The following is a 21,730-nucleotide window of genomic DNA, read 5'->3' as shown; positions in this document are numbered from 1 at the left end:
GGATTATTGATTGGCAGAATAACGGTCGATAATTTGTTTGCCCAGGGCCATTTGGTGGACCTGATCAGGGCCATCAGCCTGACGGCACCAACGTGCGTAGTTGTAGCCTTCCGCCATCATGTAGTCCTCGGTCAGTCCCCCTGCGCCGTGCATCTGCATGCAGCGGTCTATGATGGTTTGTACCAATAGCGGAACAGTGGTTTTGGTTGCTGCAATCATATCCACGGAAGCGGGCACGCCTTCGCTATCAATTTTGGCGCTGGTTTTCAGCACCAGCAGACGGGCCATTTCAATTTCTGAAAAACAGCGGGAAATTTCCTCTCGAACAGATTGGTGCTTGCTTAACAGCTTGCCGAACGTTGTGCGGGAACTGGCACGCTGGCAGGCCAGTTCCAGAGACCTCTGAGCAGTACCGATAAGGCGCATGCAATGGTGCATGCGGCCTGGCCCCAATCTACCCTGGGCGATTTCAAAGCCGCGTCCTTCACCTAATAATACGTTTTCCAGCGGCACGCGGACATTGTTGAAAATAATTTCAGCGTGGCCGATAGGCGCGTCGTCATAACCCAGAGTGGTCAGTGGGCGTACCAGCGTAATTCCCGGTGTATCCTTCGGTACCAGAACCTGGGTTTGTTGCAGATGGCGGCTGGGGTTTTCCGGGTCGGATTTGCCCATCACAATAAAGATTTTTGTGCGCTCGTACATGGCGCCGGTAATAAACCACTTGCGGCCATTGAGTACCCACTCGTTACCTTCTTTTTTAATTTCGAGCTGCACATTGGTGGCGTCGCTACATGCCACCTGGGGTTCGGTCATGGCGTAGGAAGAGCGGATTTCACCTGCCAGTAGTGGTTTCAACCACTTGTCCTGTTGCTCTTTTGTTGCATAGTTCATGAACACTTCCATGTTGCCGGTATCGGGTGCGTTGCAGTTGAACACTTCTGGTGACCAGATGACACGCCCCATCATCTCTGCCAGTGGTGCGTAGTCAAAAAAAGACAGACCGCCGTGATCGCAGTATTCTGCATGGTCTTCCGGTACAAACAGGTTCCACAGGCCAGCCGCCTTGGCTTTATTCTTTAACTCATCCATAAGGGGCAGCGGTGCGAAACGATTTTCGGCATTGTGCAATTGTTCTGCATAGGCCTTTTCGTTGGGGTAAATATTCTCATCCATAAATGCTTGAAGACGGCTTTGCAGTTGCTTCGATTTTTCGCTGAACTGATACATGGGGTTCTCCTTGGTCTGAGAAATGTGAGCTAAGAAAAGGTAATGTGTGATTGACGGCCACTCGCTAACAGATGGCTAATGTCGTTAAAGCTGTCCAGAGTAAATGATTCTCTGTTATATAAAATATTGCTGATACTACAGTTCTTGATTTGTAGGCTAATATCACGTGTACGGTCTGCGCCAAGCTCAAGTACGTTAGCGAGCATGACGGCAATTGGGCCTCCGGAACTGACCACCAGTGTTTTTTTCGCCGGTGTGTCATAAGCGAAGTTAAAGCCTGCGATGACTCTTTCACAAAAGCTTTCCCAGCTGTCCTGGCCATCTGTTGCTATCAAACCTTTCATCCAATAGGTTAGTGCCAATTTCATATTGTGGAAATAATCTCGCCGCGCATGATCAGTTTCAATCCACAGTTCGGGGTGCTGGTCCCGCAACGGATTTAGCAGGCCATCAAAACGGTATTCATTTAATCCGGCATGAAGCTCAAAGTTGGCTTCTGCTTTCAGGCCTGCCATGACACCTTCAGCGGTTTCACGGTGTCGTACCATAGTGCCCAGTACAACACGGTCGAATTGTTTGTTTATTTCACGTAGGTGCTTTCCCAGCCACAAACTCTGTTGGCGACCAATATCACTTAATTGATCGTAATTTTTGGAACCAAATGACGCCTGGCCATGACGCAGTAACGTGATTTCTGCCATAAGAACAGCGACGTAGTTGTGTATGAGTGTGGATGATTATAGAGTTGTATTTAAAATCATTCTAATTAATTATTGTGATAGGTTATCATTTATTTAATCAATGTTTAAGGCCGGTGAAAAATGCGACTTGAAAAGGTAGACCTCAATCTTTTTGTGGTACTTGATGCGATTTATCGGGAGGGCAGTGTGACAAAGGTGGCCGGGCTGCTGAACCTTACACAACCCGCGGTAAGCAACGCATTAAACCGATTGCGGCAGGTGTTTGATGATCAGTTATTTGTTCGGACGCCAGCAGGCATGGTGCCAACACCCGTCGCAGACAGTGTGATTGCGGATGTGCGTAAAGCTCTGCAGCTGTTGGGCGATAGTGTTGGGGCATCAGCCCGCTTTGACCCTGAAGCCTCTGCCAAAAACTTTCGTTTGGGTATGAATGATATGGCCGAAGCGCTGGTCTTGCCGTCGTTGCAAAAAAGGTTAAAGGAAATAGCACCGGGGGTATCAATAACCAGTTATTACACCGATAGAAAACTGGCGATTGAAGAGCTTAAATCTGGCAGTCTGGATTTATTGCTGGATGCTCCTCTGGTCAACGCCAGAGAGTTTGGTACCCAGTTAGTAGGGCAGTTAGCGTATGTTGTTGTCATGAGCCGCTCGCATCCACTGGCCGGGAAAAAACTAACTGTGCAAGATTACTTGTCAGTTGATCATCTACATGTATCCAGCCGGAGGCGAGGAAGAGGGCAAGTGGATATAGCGCTTCAGACGTTGGGTGAAAAGCGAAGAGTAGCTATGCGTGTACAAAACTACTTGGTGGCAGAAAGGGTTACTCAGCAAACAGAGTTATTGTGGACGGTGCCGAAGGCTTTGGCTGTGACTACAAATTTGTCCATCTCAGAGGTTCCCTTTGATGTGGAGCCTCTTACCTGGAATTTGTTTTGGCACAAAAGTGCAGATGATGATCCCGCTACCCAATGGTTGCGGGATCAACTTTCTGGTATTGCGAAACAGGTGTTAGCGGTTTAGGGAGCCTTTGATTTATTCCAACCGGTAGTCATTGCGAGCCAAGCGACGCAATCCAATTAGCAGAAAGATAGGATATTTTTAGATTGCCACGTCATTTCGTTCCTCGCAATGACTCATTAATCAGCGGTTCCTTAACTTCAGAATTGGATGCTTTAGGAGCAGAGCACGTCCGATGCATGGGCGGTATCAAGGAACTCTTTCACCGCACAGATCTTGCCATTGCGAACAATATGCAGGAAGTGATAGAAGTTGTTATACACTTTGCCGTTGGTCATTTTGGCATAGGATTCAGCTTCCATCGCTACTCGTTCCCCTTCGGCGGTCCAGCCTGAAGGGGTCATGGTAAGGCCGTCAACCGTATTGCCGGAAACGCCATTTAATAGTTGTTCAAATTCTGCCTTGTTCATAGTTCCTGCGAGAGGGAACTGTTCTTTGTCGCCAAGTATCCACCAGCTGAATTCGTTGTCGTCCAGTAGTGATAAAGCTGTTTCGTATTCTCCTGTGGAAAATGCCTGCCAAAACCTGGCAACTACTTGTTTGTTTTCTTCAATGCCCATGAAATGTGCTCCTTGTTTTTTTATAAAGGGGTTGATGTCAATTGAACGTCTGCGTGCGGCTAAACAGCAATGGCTTCAACAACCGGGGTAATGCTGATTGCCGTGCCATTTAGCTTGGGGACACCTGAGAGTGGGTCTGTCTCGTTACTCTCGTTCGAGATCAACACGTTTCTATTGGTGCCTCCCTGGTTATCAATTTTTCCGGGGTTTTTCGGGTCGAAGGTGTGGCCGCCCCAGCCGTGGCCCATGACGGCGACACCCTGACGAACGGAGTCAGTGATGCGTACGGTAGCGTTGATACGGCCAACTGAAGAAGCAACCAGAACCTGTCCATTATTATCACAACCCAGTTTTTTTGCGTCATCGGGGTTTATTTCAATAATATCGCCATCCGGGTTTTTCATTTTCTGCGCCGAGCCGTGAGTCAGCCAGGAGTTCATCATGTGCTTTCGACGTTTATTAATCAGCAATAATGGGAACTGTCCGATATTGTCGCGCTGTTCGGGCATGGCAATAATTTCTTCCAGTCGCGCTCTGAAAGGCTTCGGAACCAGATTGACTTTGCCATCTTCAGTCGGCAGGTTGTCAAGAAAGTAGTTGAAGTCCGGCTGTTCGTCGAGCAGTAAACCATGTGGTGCGCTTTCTACGGCTTTGTAGGTGGTAACGCCGCCTTTTTTCAAGAGCTCTGTCATCAGTGTTTTTGGGCTGAAACCGTTGTAGGGGTTGCCAGTCAACTTACCCCAGGCATTCATCGCCTTTACCAGTAAATTGAGATGCTTTTTACCCATCAGCAATGGTTTGTTCATTTTCAATGTTAAGTCACGAAAGAACTGCCACTCGTAAGGAACCGTCGCAGGTTTTTCCACCGCTTTGCGCATTACCTGTGCATTGGGTTGAGCATTCAGGTCCCGGACCAGAATAGCCATATCGTCAGTTTCGAGAAAGTGCGTAGCAGGAATTAACCAATCGGCATGACGATGGCTGTCGCGCTGAAAGCTGTCTACGCAAATAAGCAAGTCGAGTTTTTCCAGAGCCTTATCCAGCTCTTCACCCTGAGGGCCGGAGATCACTGGATTACCGCCAACGATAACGAAGGCCTTTATCTGGCCGTCCCCGGGAGTATTAATTTCATCCGGAATTTCGGTTACTGAGAAAAAACCGGCTACGGATGGTGTTTTGCGTACCCGGCTGGTCAGGTGTTGGGTGGGAAACAGTTCACCACCATTTTTAAGCAAATTCATGGCTCCGCGGGTGTGAAACATTCCTCCTTTGCGGCGCATATTGCCGGTAATCAGGGTGAGAGCCTGGGCGAGCCATATTGTGATTGAGCCGGTACTGCTTTGTCCCGCCCCGGTATTTGCCATACAGGTGGCAGAGCTGGCGTGGGCAAACTCGTCAGCTAGCCTGGTGATAGTTTCCACGGGGATGTCGCAGCGGCGACTGAGAGACTGAAGGTCTGCAGAAGTGGCCAGCTGCCGCAGCTCATCAAAGCCATTGCAATCTTTCTCTGCTTCTTTACTGTGCCAGTTGTTGTTGAAGATCACATGCATCATACCGAGCACTAGCGCCCAGTCGGTATCAGGCAGAGGGGCAATGTGTTCCGAGGCTTTTTTGGCAGACTCAGTTTCTCTCGGATCAACAATAATCAGTTTGCCGCCTGCTTCTTTGGTTTTCAGCGCTCGCTTCCAGCCTTGATTAACAGCATAGAGCCAGCCAAATTCACTGATTGCAGGGTTGGCGCCTATCATCATCAGGTATTGGCAGTTATCGACATCCGTTTGCAGCATAGCCCAGGGATGGTTATACATGTGCTCCGATACAATATGCAGTGCATTTTGGTCCAGTGAACCGACAAAGTAGCGACTTTTGGTTTGTATGGCATCAAGAAAGAGGTTAAGAAAGGCGTAAGTACTGGTGTTGGATGTGGTCGGGTTGCCGACATATGATCCCACTGCATCGGGGCCGTATTGATCGATAATGTCGTTTAACTGTGCAGATAACTCGGTCAGCATTTGCTGATAGCTGACCTCAACATATTTGTCACCAACCCGTTTCATCGGGGCTTTGATTCGTAAAGGGTGATCAACTAAATGATGACACTCAGCCGCTTTGATACAGAAATCACGCCAGAAAAAATTATCTTTATCCGGTTCGACTTTGGTAATTTTGTTTTCTTTTGATGTTACTTTCAGGCCACATGATGCGACACACAGCATGCAGTGGGTGTAGGTGGTTTGGGTAGCTTCAGTCATTGTCTGGTTACTCCGCCGTTATGTCACTGTTGGTTCAGCTTTATGGTTCAGCAAGGCTGTAACGGCTGGCCATGCTGTGAAATTAGTGTTCACAGGCTCTAGTACGTGGTTTTGTAGCTTTGTCTTGTGCCTGTTTTTGCCGATAGCTCAATAGCTTCGAGCAGACGGTGTCTGACCACAGCATCGTCAAAACCGGGCAGCGTTTGTTGACCGCTGTTGAGATCTTCCATCAGATGCCGGTATGCGCGAGCGACGCTTGCGGGAGGCCCGTCGGGCAGGTCTGTATCGGCAATATTGTTGTATTTCTCAGGTACAGGCATCGATTGCAGTTCGGTTTCTGAACCCTGGGCACCTTTTAGGCTGAGGGGTAGCATTTGAATATGGCCGCCGTCGGCGCTGATCACAAGATCACCTTTGGTGCCGGTGATTTCCCAGAGGAAATGTGTGCCGCGAGAATAACCACCGCGGAAGTGAACAGAGGCAACTGCGCCGTTTTCCAGTACGCCGTTGATGGCAATCTGATCGGCAACATCGCAATCCAGTTGTTCTCCTGTTTCCACCAGAGTGACTTTGGGGCGCCGGGTGGCAGTTGTTGCTGACAATTCGTTAAACTCGCCCAGACACCAGCAGAACGCATCTATGGTGTGGCCAAAAGGAATGGTTAACATCGATGCGCCATTTTTATGGTCCAGCAGGTACGTATAGCATTGCTGAACGTCCGCTCCCCAATTAATGGCATCGGCAACGATGGTAGATGAGAGGACTTCGCCAATATAACCATCGGCAATCAAGTCTTTTACATAGCGGATGACGGGGGCTGACCGGGCTTGCAGGCCGACTGCGGCAAACACCCCTTTGTCTTGGGCCATGCGCGCCAGCGCTTCTGCTTCTTCGAGACCATTGCCGAGAGGCCACTCACAATATACTGCTTTGCCCGCGTTGATGGCGGCGGTTGCCAGTTCCAGGTGGTGGGGTACCTTTACTGTGACTGCGACAAGGTCAACTTCCGGACACGAGACCAATGATTCATGGTTATCAAAAGCCAGAGCAACACCAAATTGTTTGCTGGCCAGCTCGGCAGACTCTTTGCGGCTGGTAGAAAGGGCTATGAATTCAAGTTCTTTCAGAGCGGTTAATGCCGGGATATGTGCGTCCGATGCCCAGCCTCGATCCGGGCTGGCACCGATAATGCCAACACCAAGTTTTTTATCCATGAAAGGGTTTTTCCTCGTTTCTTATTTTATTCGTTGTGCTTTTTCACCTGATTCTAAATCGCTATCAGAGGGTTACTATGGCTTGATGAGCAGCACTCATTAAATCATCGTCTTTGTAGCGAGTCTATAGTGATAGATTTGTTAATACTGCCATTTTTAACTTTTACGGCAGCTATAAAAATATTTAGCTAAGCTTTATTTAATCGTTGTTTGTTGCAACGAACACCCCAAAGGAACTCTAATAAGCGGCTTTGCATAATCGCTGTTTTTATTTTTTCTAATCAAAAGAGGAGGGTGTGATGCCGGTAGACACCACATTAATTAATGACGAGCAGCAAGCCTTATTGGATCATGCTGACAAGTTTGCCCGGGAACAGTTATACCCTCTGGCTGCAAAAATGGATCGGGAAGAGTACTGGCCTCAAGGTGTTATGAAAACCCTGGGCGATTTGGGTTTTATGGGCATGACCATTCCGGAGGAATACGGCGGAGTTGGTTGTTCGTTGTTAGAAGCAGGTTTGGTTCTGCAGGCGTTTTCTCGCTGGAACCACGCATTTGCCTTGAGCTGGGTTGCCCATGACAACCTGTGTGCGAACAATATTTATAACAATGGTTCGGAGTTTGTGCGTCGCAAATATTTACCCAGGCTTTGCAGTGGTGAGCATACGGGTTGTCTGGGGCTTACCGAACCCGGTGCTGGCTCGGATGCTTTGGGATCGATGCGAACTCATGCGGTTGCCGATGGCGATGAGTTTGTTATCAATGGCAGCAAACTCTATATCACGAATGGCCCCGTGGCCGATATCTGCCTGCTGTATGCTAAAACGGAACTGAACAAAGGCTCAAAAGGTATTACTGCATTTGTTGTGGAAACAAATTCACCAGGATTCAATGTGGCCCAGAAATTGGAGAAAATGGGGTTTCGTGGCAGCCAAACGGCGGAGTTGGTGTTTGAAGATTTACGTGTTCCAAAAGAAAATATTATTGGCGAGCTTCATCAGGGGCACAAAGTGGTAATGAGCGGGCTTGATTTTGAGCGCGCTCTGATAGCACCGATTAGCTTGGGGATAGCCGAGCGGGCGCTGCAACTGAGTGTGGCGTATGCGAAAGATCGTGAACAATTTGGTCAGTCAATTAGCAGCTTCCAGATGGTTCAGTCCCACCTCGCGGATATGTATGTGTGGGTTGAGAGCATGCGAGCACTGTGCACTGATGTGCTGGTTGAAGTCAGTGGTGTTAGCGAAGCCGAGGCTGGCAGGGGGCGTATTCATGCGCGGACAGCAGCTTCGGTCATGTATTGTGCCAATACCTGTGCCCAGGTTTTGAATAGTGCTGTTCAGGTTCACGGTGGCAGTGGTTATATCTGGGAGACGGAAATTAATCGACTGTTTCGTTCTATTAAACTGCTGGAAATTGGAGCGGGCACAACGGAAGTCAGAAAAATGATAATAGCCGGGGAGTTGTTGCGTTGATCAACGAAAACAAAGCTGAGACTGAATTTGGAATCAGTGACGACGCACTAAAGTCTTTACAAAATATCTACCGATCAGACCTATTCAAGGGTAAAACAGTATTGATCTCGGGCGGTAGCAGTGGTATCGGTAAGGCCATGGCCTGGTTGTTTGCCCGGCTGGGCGCCAGCGTCGCAATCGCCGCGAGAGATCAGGAAAAACTGGCAGAGGTTCAAGCAAAGATGCGCGAGCAGGGCTTGAATGTTCATGCTTATGGGCTGAATATCAAAGAAGCTGATGATGTTCGCCGCATGCAGTCCGAGGTCATTCACCAGCTTGGTGGTTTCGATGTGCTGATTAACAGCGCGGGCGGACAGTTTCCGTTGCCGGCAATGGATATATCCGACAATGGTTGGCGGGCAGTGATTGATACTAACCTGAATGGCACCTGGTACATGATGCAGGCAGCTGCGAGATATTGGCGGGATCAGAAGATGCCAGGCAATATTATTAACATTGCTACAGTCATTGATCGTGGCATGGTCAATATGGCACATACTTGTGCTGCCAGGGCAGGGGTTATTTATTTGGCAAAAACGGTTGCTGTTGAGTGGTCTGAATACAACATTCGGGTCAATAATATTGCCCCGGGTGTTATTGCTTCTGAGGGGATGAGGGTTTACTCGGATGAAGCTCGGGCGAAATTCCCCAATTCTAATCCAATGAAGCGATTTGGCTCTGCTTGGGAGGTCGCGCAAGCAGCGGTGTATCTGGCGAGTGAGGCTTCGGCCTTTACAACCGGCGACACTCTTACCGTGGATGGTGGTGGACGACTTTGGGGTGAGCTGTGGACCCACAGCAAACCGGATTACTTCAACGTTTAAAGGATATGATCGGCGTCAGCCTGCATTAAGCTGATTCAGTATCAGGACGAATATAAAGATGGTAGTAAAAGCGGCAAGTAAAGCGAAGCGTCCTTCGAAAGAACAACGCAGTCAGGACATATTGCATTCCGCTCGGGAAGTCTTTGAGACTCGCGGTTACGAGAAGGCTACTGTGGCTGAGATAGCGGCTAAATGCGGTGTGGTTGAGGGTACTGTATTTTCACATTTTGGCAGTAAGCGCCAGTTGGTGTTGAAAGTGATGGAAGCTTTTTATGAGCAAATCACACATCAGATTGAAACCGGTATTCGTGATATCGAAGGTGCGCGAAATAAACTGTTCTATGTGATTTGGAGTCACTTGAATGTGGTTTCCGAGAATTCGGCGATTTGTTCGGTAATGTTACGTGAGTCGCGAGGTGTCGAACATACTTTCATGAATGAGCTGAACACCTTCAACCGCCGTTATAGCCGTATCGTGGGTGATATCGTCGAAGAGGGCATTAAGGACGGTATTATCTACAGTGATATCTCGATTGTTCTGGTGCGAAACACCGTGTTTGGTTCGATCGAGCATTACATGTGGAGCATGCTGCATTCCAATGATGAGATGAATGTCGATGCCATAGCCGAACAGCTGACAGATCTTGTGTTCTATGGGATCAGCTCAGAATCAAAAACAAAAGTAGCGAAACAGGCAAAGGATGATGCCGAAGTACGCCAGCTGATTGCTCGTCTAAATAAGCTACTCTAGAAACACGCGGCTCCGTATTTTTTATGACGGGATAATTTTGAGTCTAACTTTGTTTGAAATCTAGTTTGGTTTATTTTTCACATATAATTTGAGTCTGACTCAAAATTTAAATACTATACCGCTTGTTGCTTGATTGGTCGTCCGAGAAGACGGTTAGTTGGAGGGGTAAATAATGAGCCAGTTGTTTAAGAAAGTTCTTGTCGCCAACCGTGGCGAAATTGCACTCCGGGTGTTGCACAGTTTACGTTCTTTGGGAGTCGCCTCTGTGGCAATTTATCATCATAGTGATCGTCACTCACCCGTGGTGACGGGTGCTGACGAGGCGGTGGAAATTGTCGGTGATACACCAAGTGCTGCACATTTGGATATCGAGCAGATTATCCGTATTTGTCAGAAGTTGGGGGTCGATGCAGTGCACCCCTGCTACGGTTTTTTATCTGAAAACACGCCGTTCGCCAAGTCTTTGGCTGAAGCAGGGATAACCTTTATTGGCCCTTCAGCCTCGGTAATTGAATTGATGGGAGACAAAATTGCCTCGCGCAATTTTGTTGAGTCGCTAGGGTTTCCGGTACCGCCATCCGTCAGCCTCGATATCGATGACCCCGAGTTTATGGTTGCCCTGAAAGGCATGGAATTTCCTGTGGTAGTAAAAGCTTCTGCGGGTGGTGGTGGCAAGGGAATGAGCATTGTTAATTCCCCGGAAGAATTTCAGGATGCAGCCAGGGTGGCAGCATCGGAAGCTGCCAAATATTTTGGTGATGGTCGAATTTATGTTGAACGGTATTTCGCCAGTGCCCGGCATATAGAAGTTCAGGTTTTGGGTGACGGCGCTCATGTGATTCACTGCGGTGAAAGGGAGTGCTCTATTCAGCGCCGCTTCCAAAAGGTGATTGAAGAAGCGCCATCTGCGGCACTTAGTGCCGAAAAGCGCCGGGAAATTTGCGACGTGGCGGTGAGTATTACAAAAGCTGCGAAATACAGCAGTGCGGGTACGGTTGAGTTTCTGTATACCGATTCCGGCGAGTTTTTCTTTCTGGAGATGAATACACGTATTCAGGTAGAGCACCCGGTTACTGAAATGGTGTACGGGTTGGATCTGGTGGCACAGCAAATTCTTATTGCTGCTGGAGAGCCGTTAACCCTCACTCAGGAGTCAATCATAGCCAATGGGCATTCAATTGAATGCCGGATTTGTGCTGAAGATGCTTTCAATAATTTTATGCCTGAAACGGGTAAAGTTTTGTTGATAGAAGCGCCGGTTGGTGAGGGTATCCGATTCGACAGCGGTATTTACGCCGGGCAACGCGTAACCACAGCTTTTGATCCTATGCTGGCTAAACTTGTGGTGCAGGCTGAAGACCGCGAATCTGCGCGATTGAAAATGATACAGGCTCTTGGCAATCTCGTGATTCTCGGGGTGAAAACCAACATTGATTATTTAATTGAAGTGTTGCAGTACCCATCATTCATTTCGGGTGATTTTGATACCAGTTTTGTACACAAGCACCCCCTTAGTGCTCCGGGAGTGAGTGATCAAGAGCGAGATGCCATTCTGGCGCTAGCGTTGCTTACTGATCGCGAATCACGCCTTATCGCAGAAGCGACGCCCGAACTTTATCGTTCCATTGGCGAGTGGAGAAATTGATATGAAACCGGTGTATCGATTCAATTCAGAACAATACTCTGTGCACCCCGTGCGTTGTCTCAATGGTCTTACCCTCAACATCGATGGGCGCCAGGTACATGCTCATGTGGACTGGCAGGATAACAGTCAATGCTTGCTGACAATTGCCGGTAACAGCTATCAGGCCTATGCAGTGCAGGATGACCAGCAGCTTTATATTCATTTGGCGAATCGCACTTGGGTTCTGGATATTGTGGCCGACGAAAGTGATCTCGTTGCCGCGGGTGCTGCCGGCAGTCGCGAAGACGCGCCAATGCCCGGTGTGGTGATCGAATTACGGGTGTGCGAAGGGGACACTGTTGCCAACGGCGACACACTACTGCTGATTGAAAGTATGAAGTTGCAGATAGAAATAAAAGCGCAGGCGGCTGGAGTTGTTACCCAGTTGCCGTTTACCGCTGGTGCCAGTTTTAACAAAGGTGACCTGCTGGCAGCAATTGATGTTGCCTCGGAGGAATCAGATCAATGAAACGTATTCAGTCAAGGCTCAACATCCAATCGTCGGAATTTAAACAGTATCAGGCACACAATCAACGAATCGTTGGTCAATTCCATGAGAAGCAAAGGCAGGCCCGTTACGAACGGCCGCAACGCGATATTGACCGTTTGACAAAGCAAAACAAAATGATGCCGCGCGAACGATTTGAGTTGCTGCTCGATCCCGGCACGCCATTTCTGGAGTTTTCTTCGCTGGCTGCCAATATGGCCTACGACGGGGGTGCTCCTTCGGCTAGTTGTATCAGTGGCATTGGGGTAGTGGGTGGTCGTGAAGTTATGATTCTGGCCAGTGACAGCTCGGTAAAGGGTGGCGCCTGGTACCCGTTAACCGTGAAAAAAATGGTGCGGGCGCTGGATATCGCTATTGAAAACCGTTTGCCGGTGATTCACATGTGCGACAGTGCCGGGGGCTTTTTGCCGCTGCAGTCAGAGTTGTTTGCCGACAAATACATGGCTGGTCGGATTTTCCGCAACCAGACCCAGCTTTCAAAACTTGGCTGCAAGCAATTATCGCTGGTATTTGGCCACTGTACCGCCGGTGGTGCTTATATCCCGGCGTTGTCGGATTACAGTGTGATTGTCGAAGGTACTGGAGCGGTTTTTCTTGGTGGCCCGGCGTTAGTCAAAGCGGCGACAGGCGAAGAGGTTACTGTGGATGAACTGGGTGGTGCACGGATGCATACTTCCGTTTCCGGTACTTGCGATTACTACGCTCGCACCGAACAGGATGCCATCCGTATTGGTCGTGAAATCGTGATGCAGTGGGAACAAAAACCAAAATTTCAGCTGCAACGTGAACAACCGGAAGATCCCTATTACGACCCGACAGAGCTCTACGGCATTATTCCTGATGATATAAAAAAGCAATTTGATATGCGCGAAGTCATCGCCCGAATCGTGGATGGTAGTCGTTTCTCGGAATATCAGCCGAATTATGGTGAAACGATTATCTGTGGTTTTGCCAATATTCAGGGCTATAAGGTCGGTATTCTGGGTAATAACGGCGTCCTGTTCAGTGACAGCTCACTGAAAGCCGCTCATTTTATGGAGCTTTGTAACCAGAACCACACCCCTCTGGTTTTTTTACAAAATATCACCGGGTTTATGGTCGGTAAGGAGTATGAACGTACCGGAATCACTAAAGACGGCGCTAAAATGCTGATGGTTCAGGCTTGTTCGGAAGTGCCCAAATTTACGGTGATGACTAATGGATCATTCGGCGCGGGGAACTACGGCATGTGTGGTCGGGCATTCGATTCTCGCACGCTGTTCAGCTGGCCCAACAGCGAGATTTCGGTGATGGGTGCAGAGCAGGCTGCTGGCGTTTTACTCACCGTTAAGCTCGCCCAGTTGAAGAAGCAGGGAATTGAACCCGACCAGAAGCAATTGGAAGACATTCAGGCTGAAGTAATGAGTAATTTCGAAAGCCAAACGAACGCCTATTTTGCCACTTCCGAAATTTGGGATGATGGTATTATCGACCCGTTGGCAACCCGCAATGCACTGGCTATTTCTATTGAAGCTTCGCTCAATGTGCCTTTTGGCGATCCCAATTACGGTGTATTACGGCTTTAGGCATTCCCTATATTTCAACGATACCAACTTGAAGAACTGACTATGAAAACAATAGAACTGAGTGACCCGCGTGTAAAAGTGCAACTGAAAGAGGGTGTTGGCACAGTGTTGTTTGATGACCCTAAAAATTTTAACGCGCTTGATGCCGGTAGTTGTGGTGCTTTTGCACAGGCGGTCGGTTGGCTCGACTCGCAGCCGGAACTGCGAGTGGTGTTATTGCGCGCCAGTGGTAAAGCCTTTTCAGTGGGCGGCAGTATTGCCATGTTTTCCGATGCCGGTGATCAGGTAGACGAGCTGCTTCGGGAAATGACCAAGCAATTTCATGATGCAGTGGCCTGCCTGATGCGTATGGACGCTCCGGTGATTGCCGTCGTCAATGGGGTTTGCGGTGGTGGCGGTGCGAGTTTGACTTGCATTGCTGATATGACAATTGCCGCAGAGTCCGCAAAAATCACCTTTGCCTACACGCTATCCGCTATCTCACCTGATGGCGGCTCCACATTTGCTCTGCCTCGCATTGTCGGTATTCGCAAAGCTTATGAGTTGATGGTGATGAACCCCACATTGAGCGCCGAAGAAGCCAAAGAGCTGGGCATTGTCACCCGCGTAGTGCCTGATCAGGATCTCGATTCCGAGGCAGAGAAACTTGCTCAGTATTTGGCAGCAGGGCCAACCCGCGCATTTGGTGCAGTAAAGCAGTTACTACTGAAGACCCTCGACCAGAGTCCGGAAGTTCAAATGGGCGATGAAGGCGAATCAATTGCTACATTAGCAGTTGGCAAGGATGGCCAGGAAGGTATTCAGGCCTTCTTACAAAAACGCAAACCTCATTACGAGGGGCGTTAGTTTGCGGGGTTAGTTTTTTCTGCGGGTGAGTGATGATCTCACAGATTTGTGAACTCCGCGCCCCATAATTTTGATGCGGTCTTCCATAAAGTCGACACCGTAGAGAATCATCACTACCAGCAGGGCGAGTTTTATGGCGGGAATGATATGTTCCGAAGCGATCATGACGCCCAGTGCGGCCAGCACCCAAATAGTGGCTGCCGAGGTGACGCCAACCACTGCACCGTCCTTAGCCAGCATAACGCCTGCACCTAAAAAGCCGATGCCGGTAATAACCTGGCCAACCACCCTGGAGGGGTCAATCACATCTCCTTTCAGGAGGAAAGCGGTCGACAGAAAAAGGTAAGTGCCGAGTGTGATTAGCGACGATGTTCGAATGCCTACCGGTTTACCTCTTAGTTGCCGTTCAAGACCAACAATAGAGCCGCAAAAAATGGCGGCACCTATTGCATGCCAGTCATAGGGAGCGATGTCTAAAAGCTGGCCTGGTGCCATATCCGGTTACCTTGTTATTTGAAAGTTATTTGATTGCATGGACGATAAAGCTGTCAATAATATGATTGGTCGCTGGTTGCATAAATGACGGCGTTATTTTTTCCGGAGCGAGTAAAAAGCCTTTATCTATCAGTCGCGAGATATAGGGCAGGTGGGTCAAGGATGTTTTGCCCGCGAGTAGGTGTGTAAAGTCAGGCACGGTCTCGAATGCGTTTAACATGAGATGGAATCCCCGCAAATAGAGGTAGTCTTTGGTCAGGCCTCCACCACGATAAATTCTGGCAGTAATCGTAAAAGCTGTGTCATCGTCGAGCAGGAAGTCTTCTTTTAACAGCATGAATGTTTTGCGAAAACTCTTCTCCTTAATCATTGATTGAACAGCCAGTACTCTCAGGGCGAGAATTTTCAGACGTTTAACCGTCATGTAACCGGCCCGGTATTCACTGAGAATCGCCAGTCCTTCCTGTGTCATGGTGTTTATGGGGCTGCCCAGAGACAGGATATGTAACGGCTGGCTGCGCGCATTGAGTGTTGTCGCCAGATGTACCCCCAGCTCATGGTGTGCCAGTGCCATGGTGTCCTGTCGGCTGATTCTGGCGGTACTGTTGATTTTTACGGTCGTGCCAGAAACCAGTGCCTTGGCCATCATGTTGTCATCTATTTTTATTTGATACTGGTAACCTTCGCGGTCGGCGAAGTCGGTCAGTATCGATTTGATCTCGCCAGTTTTCAGCAGCACTTCCGTGTCTGGTTTCTGGTGTCCCTCATATTGTTCCGGCAAGTGCAGAATGAAGTTCGCATTGCGTATATCTTTCTCTGAAGGTTCACCGTAATAGCGCAGGGAGTCATAGAGAAATTCATCGTTACCGATGGATTTATATTGATCTATTTTGTCGACATAGGAATTGATGACGTCCATATAAAGTTGACGTAAATCGGCGTCTTCAATTTTTTCCAGAGGTAGCTCAAACAGGCTTCGTTTCAGCGTAAAGGCATCGATACCATGACTGCGATAAACAAAAGTGGGCTCTCTGGAGTAGTGGTGTTCCAGGAACTGTTGTTTTTGCTCACGGTAGTTGAGAGGGTTAACGGCATTCAGAATGTCGACCGGGCTCACCAGCTCATGTAGCCTGTTGTCTATATCAACAACGGTTGCTGGTATGTGTTGCTCAGGCTTCATAATCAATGCCCGCTTTTTTTATCAGGGCTTCGGAAAGCTTTCGTATTTTTGCAGCATCATCTGCGGTCAGCGAATCTGCCAGAAAACTTTCCGCTTCCGCAATACTGATCGAACGCACCAGCCATTTGATGAGCGGTAGCTTTGAGGCGCTCATACTCAGCTGACGCACGCCCATTCCCAGTAACAGCAAAACGGCAACCGGATCCGAAGCCATTTCTCCGCAAAGGCTGACAGGTAATTGATATTGTTTGGCTGTACGGACAATACGCAATAACTCGTGAATCACCGCCGGGTGCAAGGGGTCGTAAAGTTTACCCACCAATGGACTGTTCCTGTCGAGGGCCAACAGGTATTGGCTCAGGTCATTGCTGCCAATGGAAATAAAGTCCAGTTTCTTTTGCCAGAAAGGTAATAAAGAGATGCTGCTGGGTACCTCTATCATAACCCCCAATTTCGGACGACAAATGGTTTCGCCTTCTTTCAGCAGCTGATCGAGAGCTTCATCAAGCAACTCAATACAGCGGTCGAGTTCACCAGTAGAGCCCACCATAGGCAATAATAAGTGAACGTCTTCCCGGCCAGCAGCGGCTTTCATGATTGCCCGGAACTGGGTCATCAGCAGTTGCAGGTTATCAAGGGTAAAGCGAATGCCACGCCACCCGAGTGCCGGGTTTTCCTCTTCTACTGTAGGCAGGTAGGGCAATGGTTTATCGGCACCAATATCCAGGGTTCGGATATAAACCGGCTTTCCGGCGTAAGTGTCGATGACTTCCCGGTATACCTCATATTGTTCGGTTTCGGACGGCAGGTTTTGCCGGATCATAAAGGGAATTTCGGTGCGGTACAGCCCGATACCTTCGGCTCCACTGCGAAGACCTGGTTGCAGATCTGCCTGCAGGCCGGAATTGGCAAGCAGTGTGACCCGCACGCCGTCAGTTGTGATAGCCGGAAGGTCGTGACCGACGCGCAGGCGACGCTCAAAAACCTTGCGATTCCTGATAATTTCTTCATATTCATCGCTGACCGCAGCTTCCGGTGATGCAATCACTTCGCCACTGTCACCGTCCACTATCAGCGTTTCGCCATCCCGAACGGCAAGCTCGCCAACACCCATGACGGCGGGAATGCCCAGGGCGTTGGCGAATACTGCAATATGAGATAGCGCGGCGCCCGCCAGGCAGACAATGCCAGCCAGCTGTTTGGATGGTAGGCCAACAATTTCAGAAATGCTGAGTTGGCGGCCTACCAGAATAATCGGAGAGTGGCTGTCATTTGCCAGTGTATCAGTTGCGCTGCCGGCTTCCCTTAGCCAGGCCATATAAAGTTTTTCACCTAACTGTTCAATATCTTCATGCCTGGCTCGAAGATAGGGGTCATCCATTGACTGAAATTGTTCGGAAAAATAGTCGACGGCCTGTTTTAATGCCCAGGTCAGGGATTTTCCAGCCCTGATTTCACCGGTTACCCGGTCGTCAAAATAGGGGTCTTCCAGCAGCATCTGATAGGCGTCGATTACCGCCGCCAAGCTTTCTCCCAGTGCCTGTTCAACAACTTTGCGCTCACGTTTCAGTTCATCGGTTACCAGCGCTTTAAGCGATGACCATTGGGCCAGAGCGGTGGGAATATCTTTACAGGGAGACTCTGAAACAGAGGCCAGCTCATCCAGACGGCGGACGCTGGCAATGCCGATGGCGATGCCAGGTGCGCCACTAATCCCCTGTCGGTGTTTGCTTTGTGCAGGTTCAGGCGAAAACTGAATTGGCAGGGACGTCACGAGAGACGCCAGGTGTGTTCCCAGCGTTGACAGAAAGGCTTCCTGTTCCATCGCCAGTGTTTCTGCGTGTTGGCTCTGCACTACTAATACGCCAATAACACTGCCTTTGTGTACAAGCGGAACACCGCAGAAACTGTGGTATCGCTCTTCATTTGATCCTGGAACATAGTAGTAATCGGGGTGCTCCTCAGGATTCGAGAGATTGATACTGTGCCGTGATTGCACCACACGACCCACCAGGCCATGATTGGCTGGAATCACAATAGGGTGTCCTCTGGTGAGACCATGACTGGCAATGAGCACCATATCCCCATCTGGTGTTTGTCGATAAAGGCTACAAACGTCTGTAGCGATCACATCGCTGATAGCATCCACAATCAGCTGTACCTGCTCTTCAGTGCTGCCAGCGTGAGCGGCACGCTGAATGATGCGGGTCAATTCTATTAATGTGGGGGATGTCATAGGGCCGTCGCTTATACGTCGAAGGTGGCTGTTTGCCTGAGTATACATTCCATTCGCAAGGCATTCTCGCCATCTTCATAATAAGCTGGCAGCGTGGAAATCATACTAAATCCCATTGAGCGATAGAAAGTCTGTGCACCGTGATCGCTGCAGCGGACTTCGAGCCTGCAGCGGGAATAGTTGAGTGATATCAGTTCGCTCAGTAGCGTTCCCATTAACTGGTGAGCGATACCCTGGCGGCGATATTCCGGCAATACGGCAAGAGAGTAGAGTCGGGCCGGCCTTGGCTGTTCGGGAATCAGACATTGGCCGTATCCGGCAACCTGGTCGGCAGCGACAGCTACCCAGGTGATGGCTTTGGCCTTTGTCAGTAAATAGGTCATTTGCCGGGCATTGATTCTGTCGGTTATAAAGCACTTCTCTTCAACGTGGAGAAGCGCACTTTTATCCCGGATCTTTGCCTTGCGTACGATAATGGGGTTCAAACCTATCGACCCCGAAGTTCCAGGCGCCGCAGAAATTCTGACATCACTTGCATGTACAATTCTTCACCGAGATAGGCATCCTCGACTTTATGGTCGATACTGGGGTTGTCATTGACCTCCAGTACATAGGCGCGATTGTCGCTAACCTTTATATCCACACCATACAGACCGCTGCCGATAATCTTGCAGGCCTTTAGCGCCGCATCCAACACCGTTTTGGGTACCTCGAAAGTTGGCAGGGTATCGTAATTTCCGGAAGAAAATCGTTTTGAGCCGTGGTTGTAGATCTGCCAGTGATTGCGTGCCATATAATATCTGCACGCATATATGGCTCGGCCATTGAGTACGCCAACGCGCCAGTCATGGTCGGTATACAGATATTCCTGTGCCAGTACCAGTGCCGAATCCTGAAATAGCTCGGCCAGCTTTTCCTTAAGCATCTGGCGTTGTTCTATTTTGTACACCCCTTTGGAAAATGATCCCTCCGGCATTTTCAGTACCAGTGGATAGCCAAATTGTTGTTCTATTTCGTCAAGGGATGTTTCAGAGAGGGAATTGATCACCCGCGTACTGAGGCTGGGTACTTTCTGGTAATTGAAGGCGTCGTGCAGATACACTTTGTTGCAGCAGCGCAAAATTGAATCGGGGTCATCGAGCACCACCAAGCCGTTCTCTTCCGCTTTGCGAGCCAGACGATAAGTGTAGTGGTCAATAGCCGTTGTTTCCCGGATAAACAGGGCATCGTATTGTTCGATACTGAGCAGGTCATCAACAGAGACAGGTTGAGCGTTAATGCCCAGCTTGGCTGCCGCTTTGACAAAACGGGTGATTGCTCCCTTGTTGCTGGGAGGAACGGTTTCATTATGATTAACCAGAATGGCCATATCCCAACGGTAGCGTTTACCTGTGTCATGCTTGCGCCAGGTTGATTTTGTATAGTCCTCCAAAGCCTCCAATAAAAGGTTATGCTCATCGCTGCTCAATTCGTTGAACGAGCAACGCTGAAGGTTTAAATGCCGCTGATCTTCTACCCGGTGCACTTTCAGTTTAAGCAAGGGGGTGGGATGGCGCTGAAAAATCCGTGTTGCCAGTTTTTGCCAATGAGGGGCAGCTACTTTTCCCAAGCAGATCAGTACACTTTCAGTGTCGTCTTTTGGTACCAGATGAGAAAGGCGGGAATCTATGGACCAGAGGTTGTCATCACCGCGCAGCTTGTTGATAGTCTTTACGCTCGGCAGCACGCTGTGCCCGCGTGCCTCGGCCAGCAGGGAGCAGTAGTAACCCTTACTGAGATAGCGCGTGGTATCGCACAAGTTGATAATCCGTGTTTTGGGCTCATTTAGCTTTGGGTAGTCGCGAAGGTATTCTTCGAAACTGATAGCCCCTGGTAGGCTTTCTAGCAGAGTGGGCAGGTTGTCATCAACCACCACAAGTGTTTTAAACACGCAGTATGTTCTCCTGCAGGCGTTGGCCTGGATAGTTTTGTTGCCGCGATAATATGTAAAAAAATCGATACATTGGCGTCAGTTTATAGCAGGTTGAAGCTATACTTGATGCATCATTGCGGGCGATGAGGCACCAATTTAACCAAAGATGTTATTTATACCTGTTTTGAGTTGCTGGCAAGTATATTCCGTGCACTATAACAAATAATCTGTTATTTCCTGCAGGGGCAGTTTTTGATAGCCAGATAAATGGTTGCATTGAGGCATACTTTTTTGAAAAACTTTCCCCGCGACCTTTAATTAGAGTAGAGTCGAATCAAAAGCTATGAGTGAAGAGACACTATAATGACTTATTGTCTTTCAATGGTGGTCAATGATGGCCTGGTCTTCTGTTCTGATTCTCGCACCAATGCCGGTTCAGACATGCTGTCTTCATACAGCAAAATGCATGTGTTCCGGCCAGACAATAATCGGGTTTTCTGTATATTGAGTGCAGGCAATCTTGCCACCACTCAGGCTGTGATCAGTCAGCTTGAGCAAGATTTAGAAGATCCCGGTAAAACCAGCTTGTTAACCTGTAACAAAATGTTTGAGGCTGCCCGTTATGTTTCTGCGGTTAATCGCAATGAGCAGGTATTAGCGGAGAAAGCGGCGAGTGGCAGCGGGGTTGATATGTCGGCATCTCTGATTCTTGGTGGTCAAATTCGTGGTGGCGGGCACGCCATTTATCTGATCTATCCGGCGGGTAATTTTATTGCTGCTTCCGAGGAAACGCCTTATCTGCAGATTGGCGAAAGCAAATACGGGAAGCCTATTCTGGATCGTATTATTTCCGCAGATACTTCACTTGAAGATGCTGCCCGTTGCGCCATTGTTTCGATGGATTCAACCATTAAATCGAATGCGACGGTGGGGCCGCCCATTGAAGTATTGGTGTATGAAAAGGATAGTTTTGATACTGACCATTACATAAAAATGGAAGTGGAAGATGAATACCTGAGAGAAATTAAACGCTCCTGGGATGAAACACTAAAAGCGGGATTTTCATCTCTGCCGCGCTTTGAATGGGAGACTCGGGCTGTTATGCCCATTCAAGGTTCACTGCCGCAATCATCCGAGCAAGGTACAAATCAGCCCTTTTCTGAAACTCATCATTCACCCGATGATATATTGCCGTCAGGTTCTTTGCCATCAGATGACTCGCAACAAACCTGATGTTCGGC

At 49.0% G+C, this 21,730-nt stretch carries 19 protein-coding genes; 9 read left to right on the top strand and 10 right to left on the bottom strand.

What is annotated here, in order from left to right:
- Positions 1 to 3: 3 nt before the first annotated feature.
- Both H7A02_07675 and H7A02_07670 read right to left on the bottom strand, forming a co-directional pair.
- Positions 4 to 1,230, bottom strand: a complete 1,227-nt coding sequence (locus H7A02_07675) for an acyl-CoA dehydrogenase family protein (GenBank protein MCP5172125.1) — start codon at positions 1,228 to 1,230, stop codon at positions 4 to 6.
- A 29-nt stretch (positions 1,231 to 1,259) separates the two neighbouring features.
- Positions 1,260 to 1,931, bottom strand: coding sequence for a histidine phosphatase family protein (locus tag H7A02_07670; GenBank protein ID MCP5172124.1), 672 nt, complete (start codon positions 1,929 to 1,931; stop codon positions 1,260 to 1,262).
- A 120-nt stretch (positions 1,932 to 2,051) separates the two neighbouring features.
- Here H7A02_07670 and H7A02_07665 point away from each other — a divergent pair, with 120 nt between their 5' ends.
- Complete coding sequence (locus tag H7A02_07665; GenBank protein MCP5172123.1) at positions 2,052 to 2,954, top strand: LysR family transcriptional regulator; 903 nt, start codon at positions 2,052 to 2,054, stop codon at positions 2,952 to 2,954.
- 152 nt (positions 2,955 to 3,106) lie between these two features.
- Here the strand turns inward: H7A02_07665 and H7A02_07660 are convergent, their stop codons facing one another.
- The 3 genes from H7A02_07660 to H7A02_07650 form a co-directional block, all read right to left on the bottom strand.
- Positions 3,107 to 3,511 carry a nuclear transport factor 2 family protein gene (locus H7A02_07660; protein MCP5172122.1) on the bottom strand — a complete coding sequence of 135 codons (405 nt, stop codon included), beginning with the start codon at positions 3,509 to 3,511 and terminating at the stop codon, positions 3,107 to 3,109.
- Positions 3,512 to 3,570: 59 nt separating this feature from the next.
- Positions 3,571 to 5,763 carry a molybdopterin-dependent oxidoreductase gene (locus tag H7A02_07655; GenBank protein ID MCP5172121.1) on the bottom strand — a complete coding sequence of 731 codons (2,193 nt, stop codon included), beginning with the start codon at positions 5,761 to 5,763 and terminating at the stop codon, positions 3,571 to 3,573.
- Positions 5,764 to 5,861: 98 nt separating this feature from the next.
- A complete protein-coding gene (locus tag H7A02_07650; protein MCP5172120.1) occupies positions 5,862 to 6,977 on the bottom strand; it encodes a Gfo/Idh/MocA family oxidoreductase in 1,116 nt (371 codons plus the stop codon).
- A 299-nt stretch (positions 6,978 to 7,276) separates the two neighbouring features.
- Here H7A02_07650 and H7A02_07645 point away from each other — a divergent pair, with 299 nt between their 5' ends.
- The 7 genes from H7A02_07645 to H7A02_07615 all read left to right on the top strand — a co-directional run bounded on the left by H7A02_07645 (position 7,277) and on the right by H7A02_07615 (position 14,666).
- Complete coding sequence (locus H7A02_07645) at positions 7,277 to 8,449, top strand: acyl-CoA dehydrogenase family protein (protein MCP5172119.1); 1,173 nt, start codon at positions 7,277 to 7,279, stop codon at positions 8,447 to 8,449.
- Positions 8,446 to 9,312 carry an SDR family oxidoreductase gene (locus tag H7A02_07640; protein ID MCP5172118.1) on the top strand — a complete coding sequence of 289 codons (867 nt, stop codon included), beginning with the start codon at positions 8,446 to 8,448 and terminating at the stop codon, positions 9,310 to 9,312. The genes H7A02_07645 and H7A02_07640 overlap by 4 nt, the downstream gene beginning before the upstream one ends.
- A 58-nt stretch (positions 9,313 to 9,370) precedes the next feature.
- On the top strand, positions 9,371 to 10,063 hold the full coding sequence (locus H7A02_07635; GenBank protein MCP5172117.1) for a TetR/AcrR family transcriptional regulator: 693 nt from the start codon (positions 9,371 to 9,373) through the stop codon (positions 10,061 to 10,063).
- Between the two features lie 172 nt (positions 10,064 to 10,235).
- Positions 10,236 to 11,708, top strand: coding sequence for an ATP-grasp domain-containing protein (locus H7A02_07630; protein ID MCP5172116.1), 1,473 nt, complete (start codon positions 10,236 to 10,238; stop codon positions 11,706 to 11,708).
- A gap of 1 nt (position 11,709) precedes the next feature.
- Complete coding sequence (locus H7A02_07625) at positions 11,710 to 12,216, top strand: biotin/lipoyl-binding protein (protein MCP5172115.1); 507 nt, start codon at positions 11,710 to 11,712, stop codon at positions 12,214 to 12,216.
- The gene (locus H7A02_07620; protein ID MCP5172114.1) at positions 12,213 to 13,820 is read left to right on the top strand and encodes a methylcrotonoyl-CoA carboxylase; all 1,608 of its coding nucleotides are present in this window, start codon (positions 12,213 to 12,215) and stop codon (positions 13,818 to 13,820) included. Before H7A02_07625 ends, H7A02_07620 begins: the two co-directional genes overlap by 4 nt.
- 42 nt (positions 13,821 to 13,862) lie before the next feature.
- Entirely contained in the window at positions 13,863 to 14,666 is an 804-nt protein-coding gene (locus H7A02_07615) for an enoyl-CoA hydratase/isomerase family protein (GenBank protein MCP5172113.1), read from the top strand.
- A gap of 9 nt (positions 14,667 to 14,675) precedes the next feature.
- On the opposite strand, the gene H7A02_07610 is transcribed toward H7A02_07615, so the two are convergent.
- Genes H7A02_07610 through H7A02_07590 form a run of 5 tightly spaced genes read right to left on the bottom strand, consistent with a single transcriptional unit; the run spans position 14,676 to position 20,507 of the window.
- The gene (locus H7A02_07610) at positions 14,676 to 15,161 is read right to left on the bottom strand and encodes an MgtC/SapB family protein (GenBank protein ID MCP5172112.1); all 486 of its coding nucleotides are present in this window, start codon (positions 15,159 to 15,161) and stop codon (positions 14,676 to 14,678) included.
- Positions 15,162 to 15,186: 25 nt separating this feature from the next.
- Positions 15,187 to 16,341, bottom strand: a complete 1,155-nt coding sequence (locus H7A02_07605) for a flavohemoglobin expression-modulating QEGLA motif protein (protein MCP5172111.1) — start codon at positions 16,339 to 16,341, stop codon at positions 15,187 to 15,189.
- Positions 16,331 to 18,577, bottom strand: coding sequence for a phosphoenolpyruvate--protein phosphotransferase (ptsP, locus tag H7A02_07600; protein MCP5172110.1), 2,247 nt, complete (start codon positions 18,575 to 18,577; stop codon positions 16,331 to 16,333). Before ptsP ends, H7A02_07605 begins: the two co-directional genes overlap by 11 nt.
- Before the next feature lie 11 nt (positions 18,578 to 18,588).
- Positions 18,589 to 19,062: a GNAT family N-acetyltransferase gene (locus H7A02_07595; GenBank protein ID MCP5172109.1), complete on the bottom strand. Its 474-nt coding sequence runs from the start codon at positions 19,060 to 19,062 to the stop codon at positions 18,589 to 18,591.
- A 2-nt stretch (positions 19,063 to 19,064) separates the two neighbouring features.
- Positions 19,065 to 20,507, bottom strand: a complete 1,443-nt coding sequence (locus H7A02_07590) for a RimK family protein (protein MCP5172108.1) — start codon at positions 20,505 to 20,507, stop codon at positions 19,065 to 19,067.
- 345 nt (positions 20,508 to 20,852) lie between these two features.
- Between H7A02_07590 and H7A02_07585 the strand changes: the two genes are divergently transcribed.
- The gene (locus H7A02_07585) at positions 20,853 to 21,722 is read left to right on the top strand and encodes a peptidase (protein ID MCP5172107.1); all 870 of its coding nucleotides are present in this window, start codon (positions 20,853 to 20,855) and stop codon (positions 21,720 to 21,722) included.
- The last annotated feature ends 8 nt before the right edge of the window (positions 21,723 to 21,730 follow it).

The sequence above is a fragment of the Pseudomonadales bacterium genome, assembly GCA_024234435.1.
GTDB lineage: Bacteria > Pseudomonadota > Gammaproteobacteria > Pseudomonadales > Porticoccaceae > JACKOF01.
Note: the sequence above shows the minus strand (reverse complement) of the source record. Positions and strands in the feature narration are given on the sequence as shown.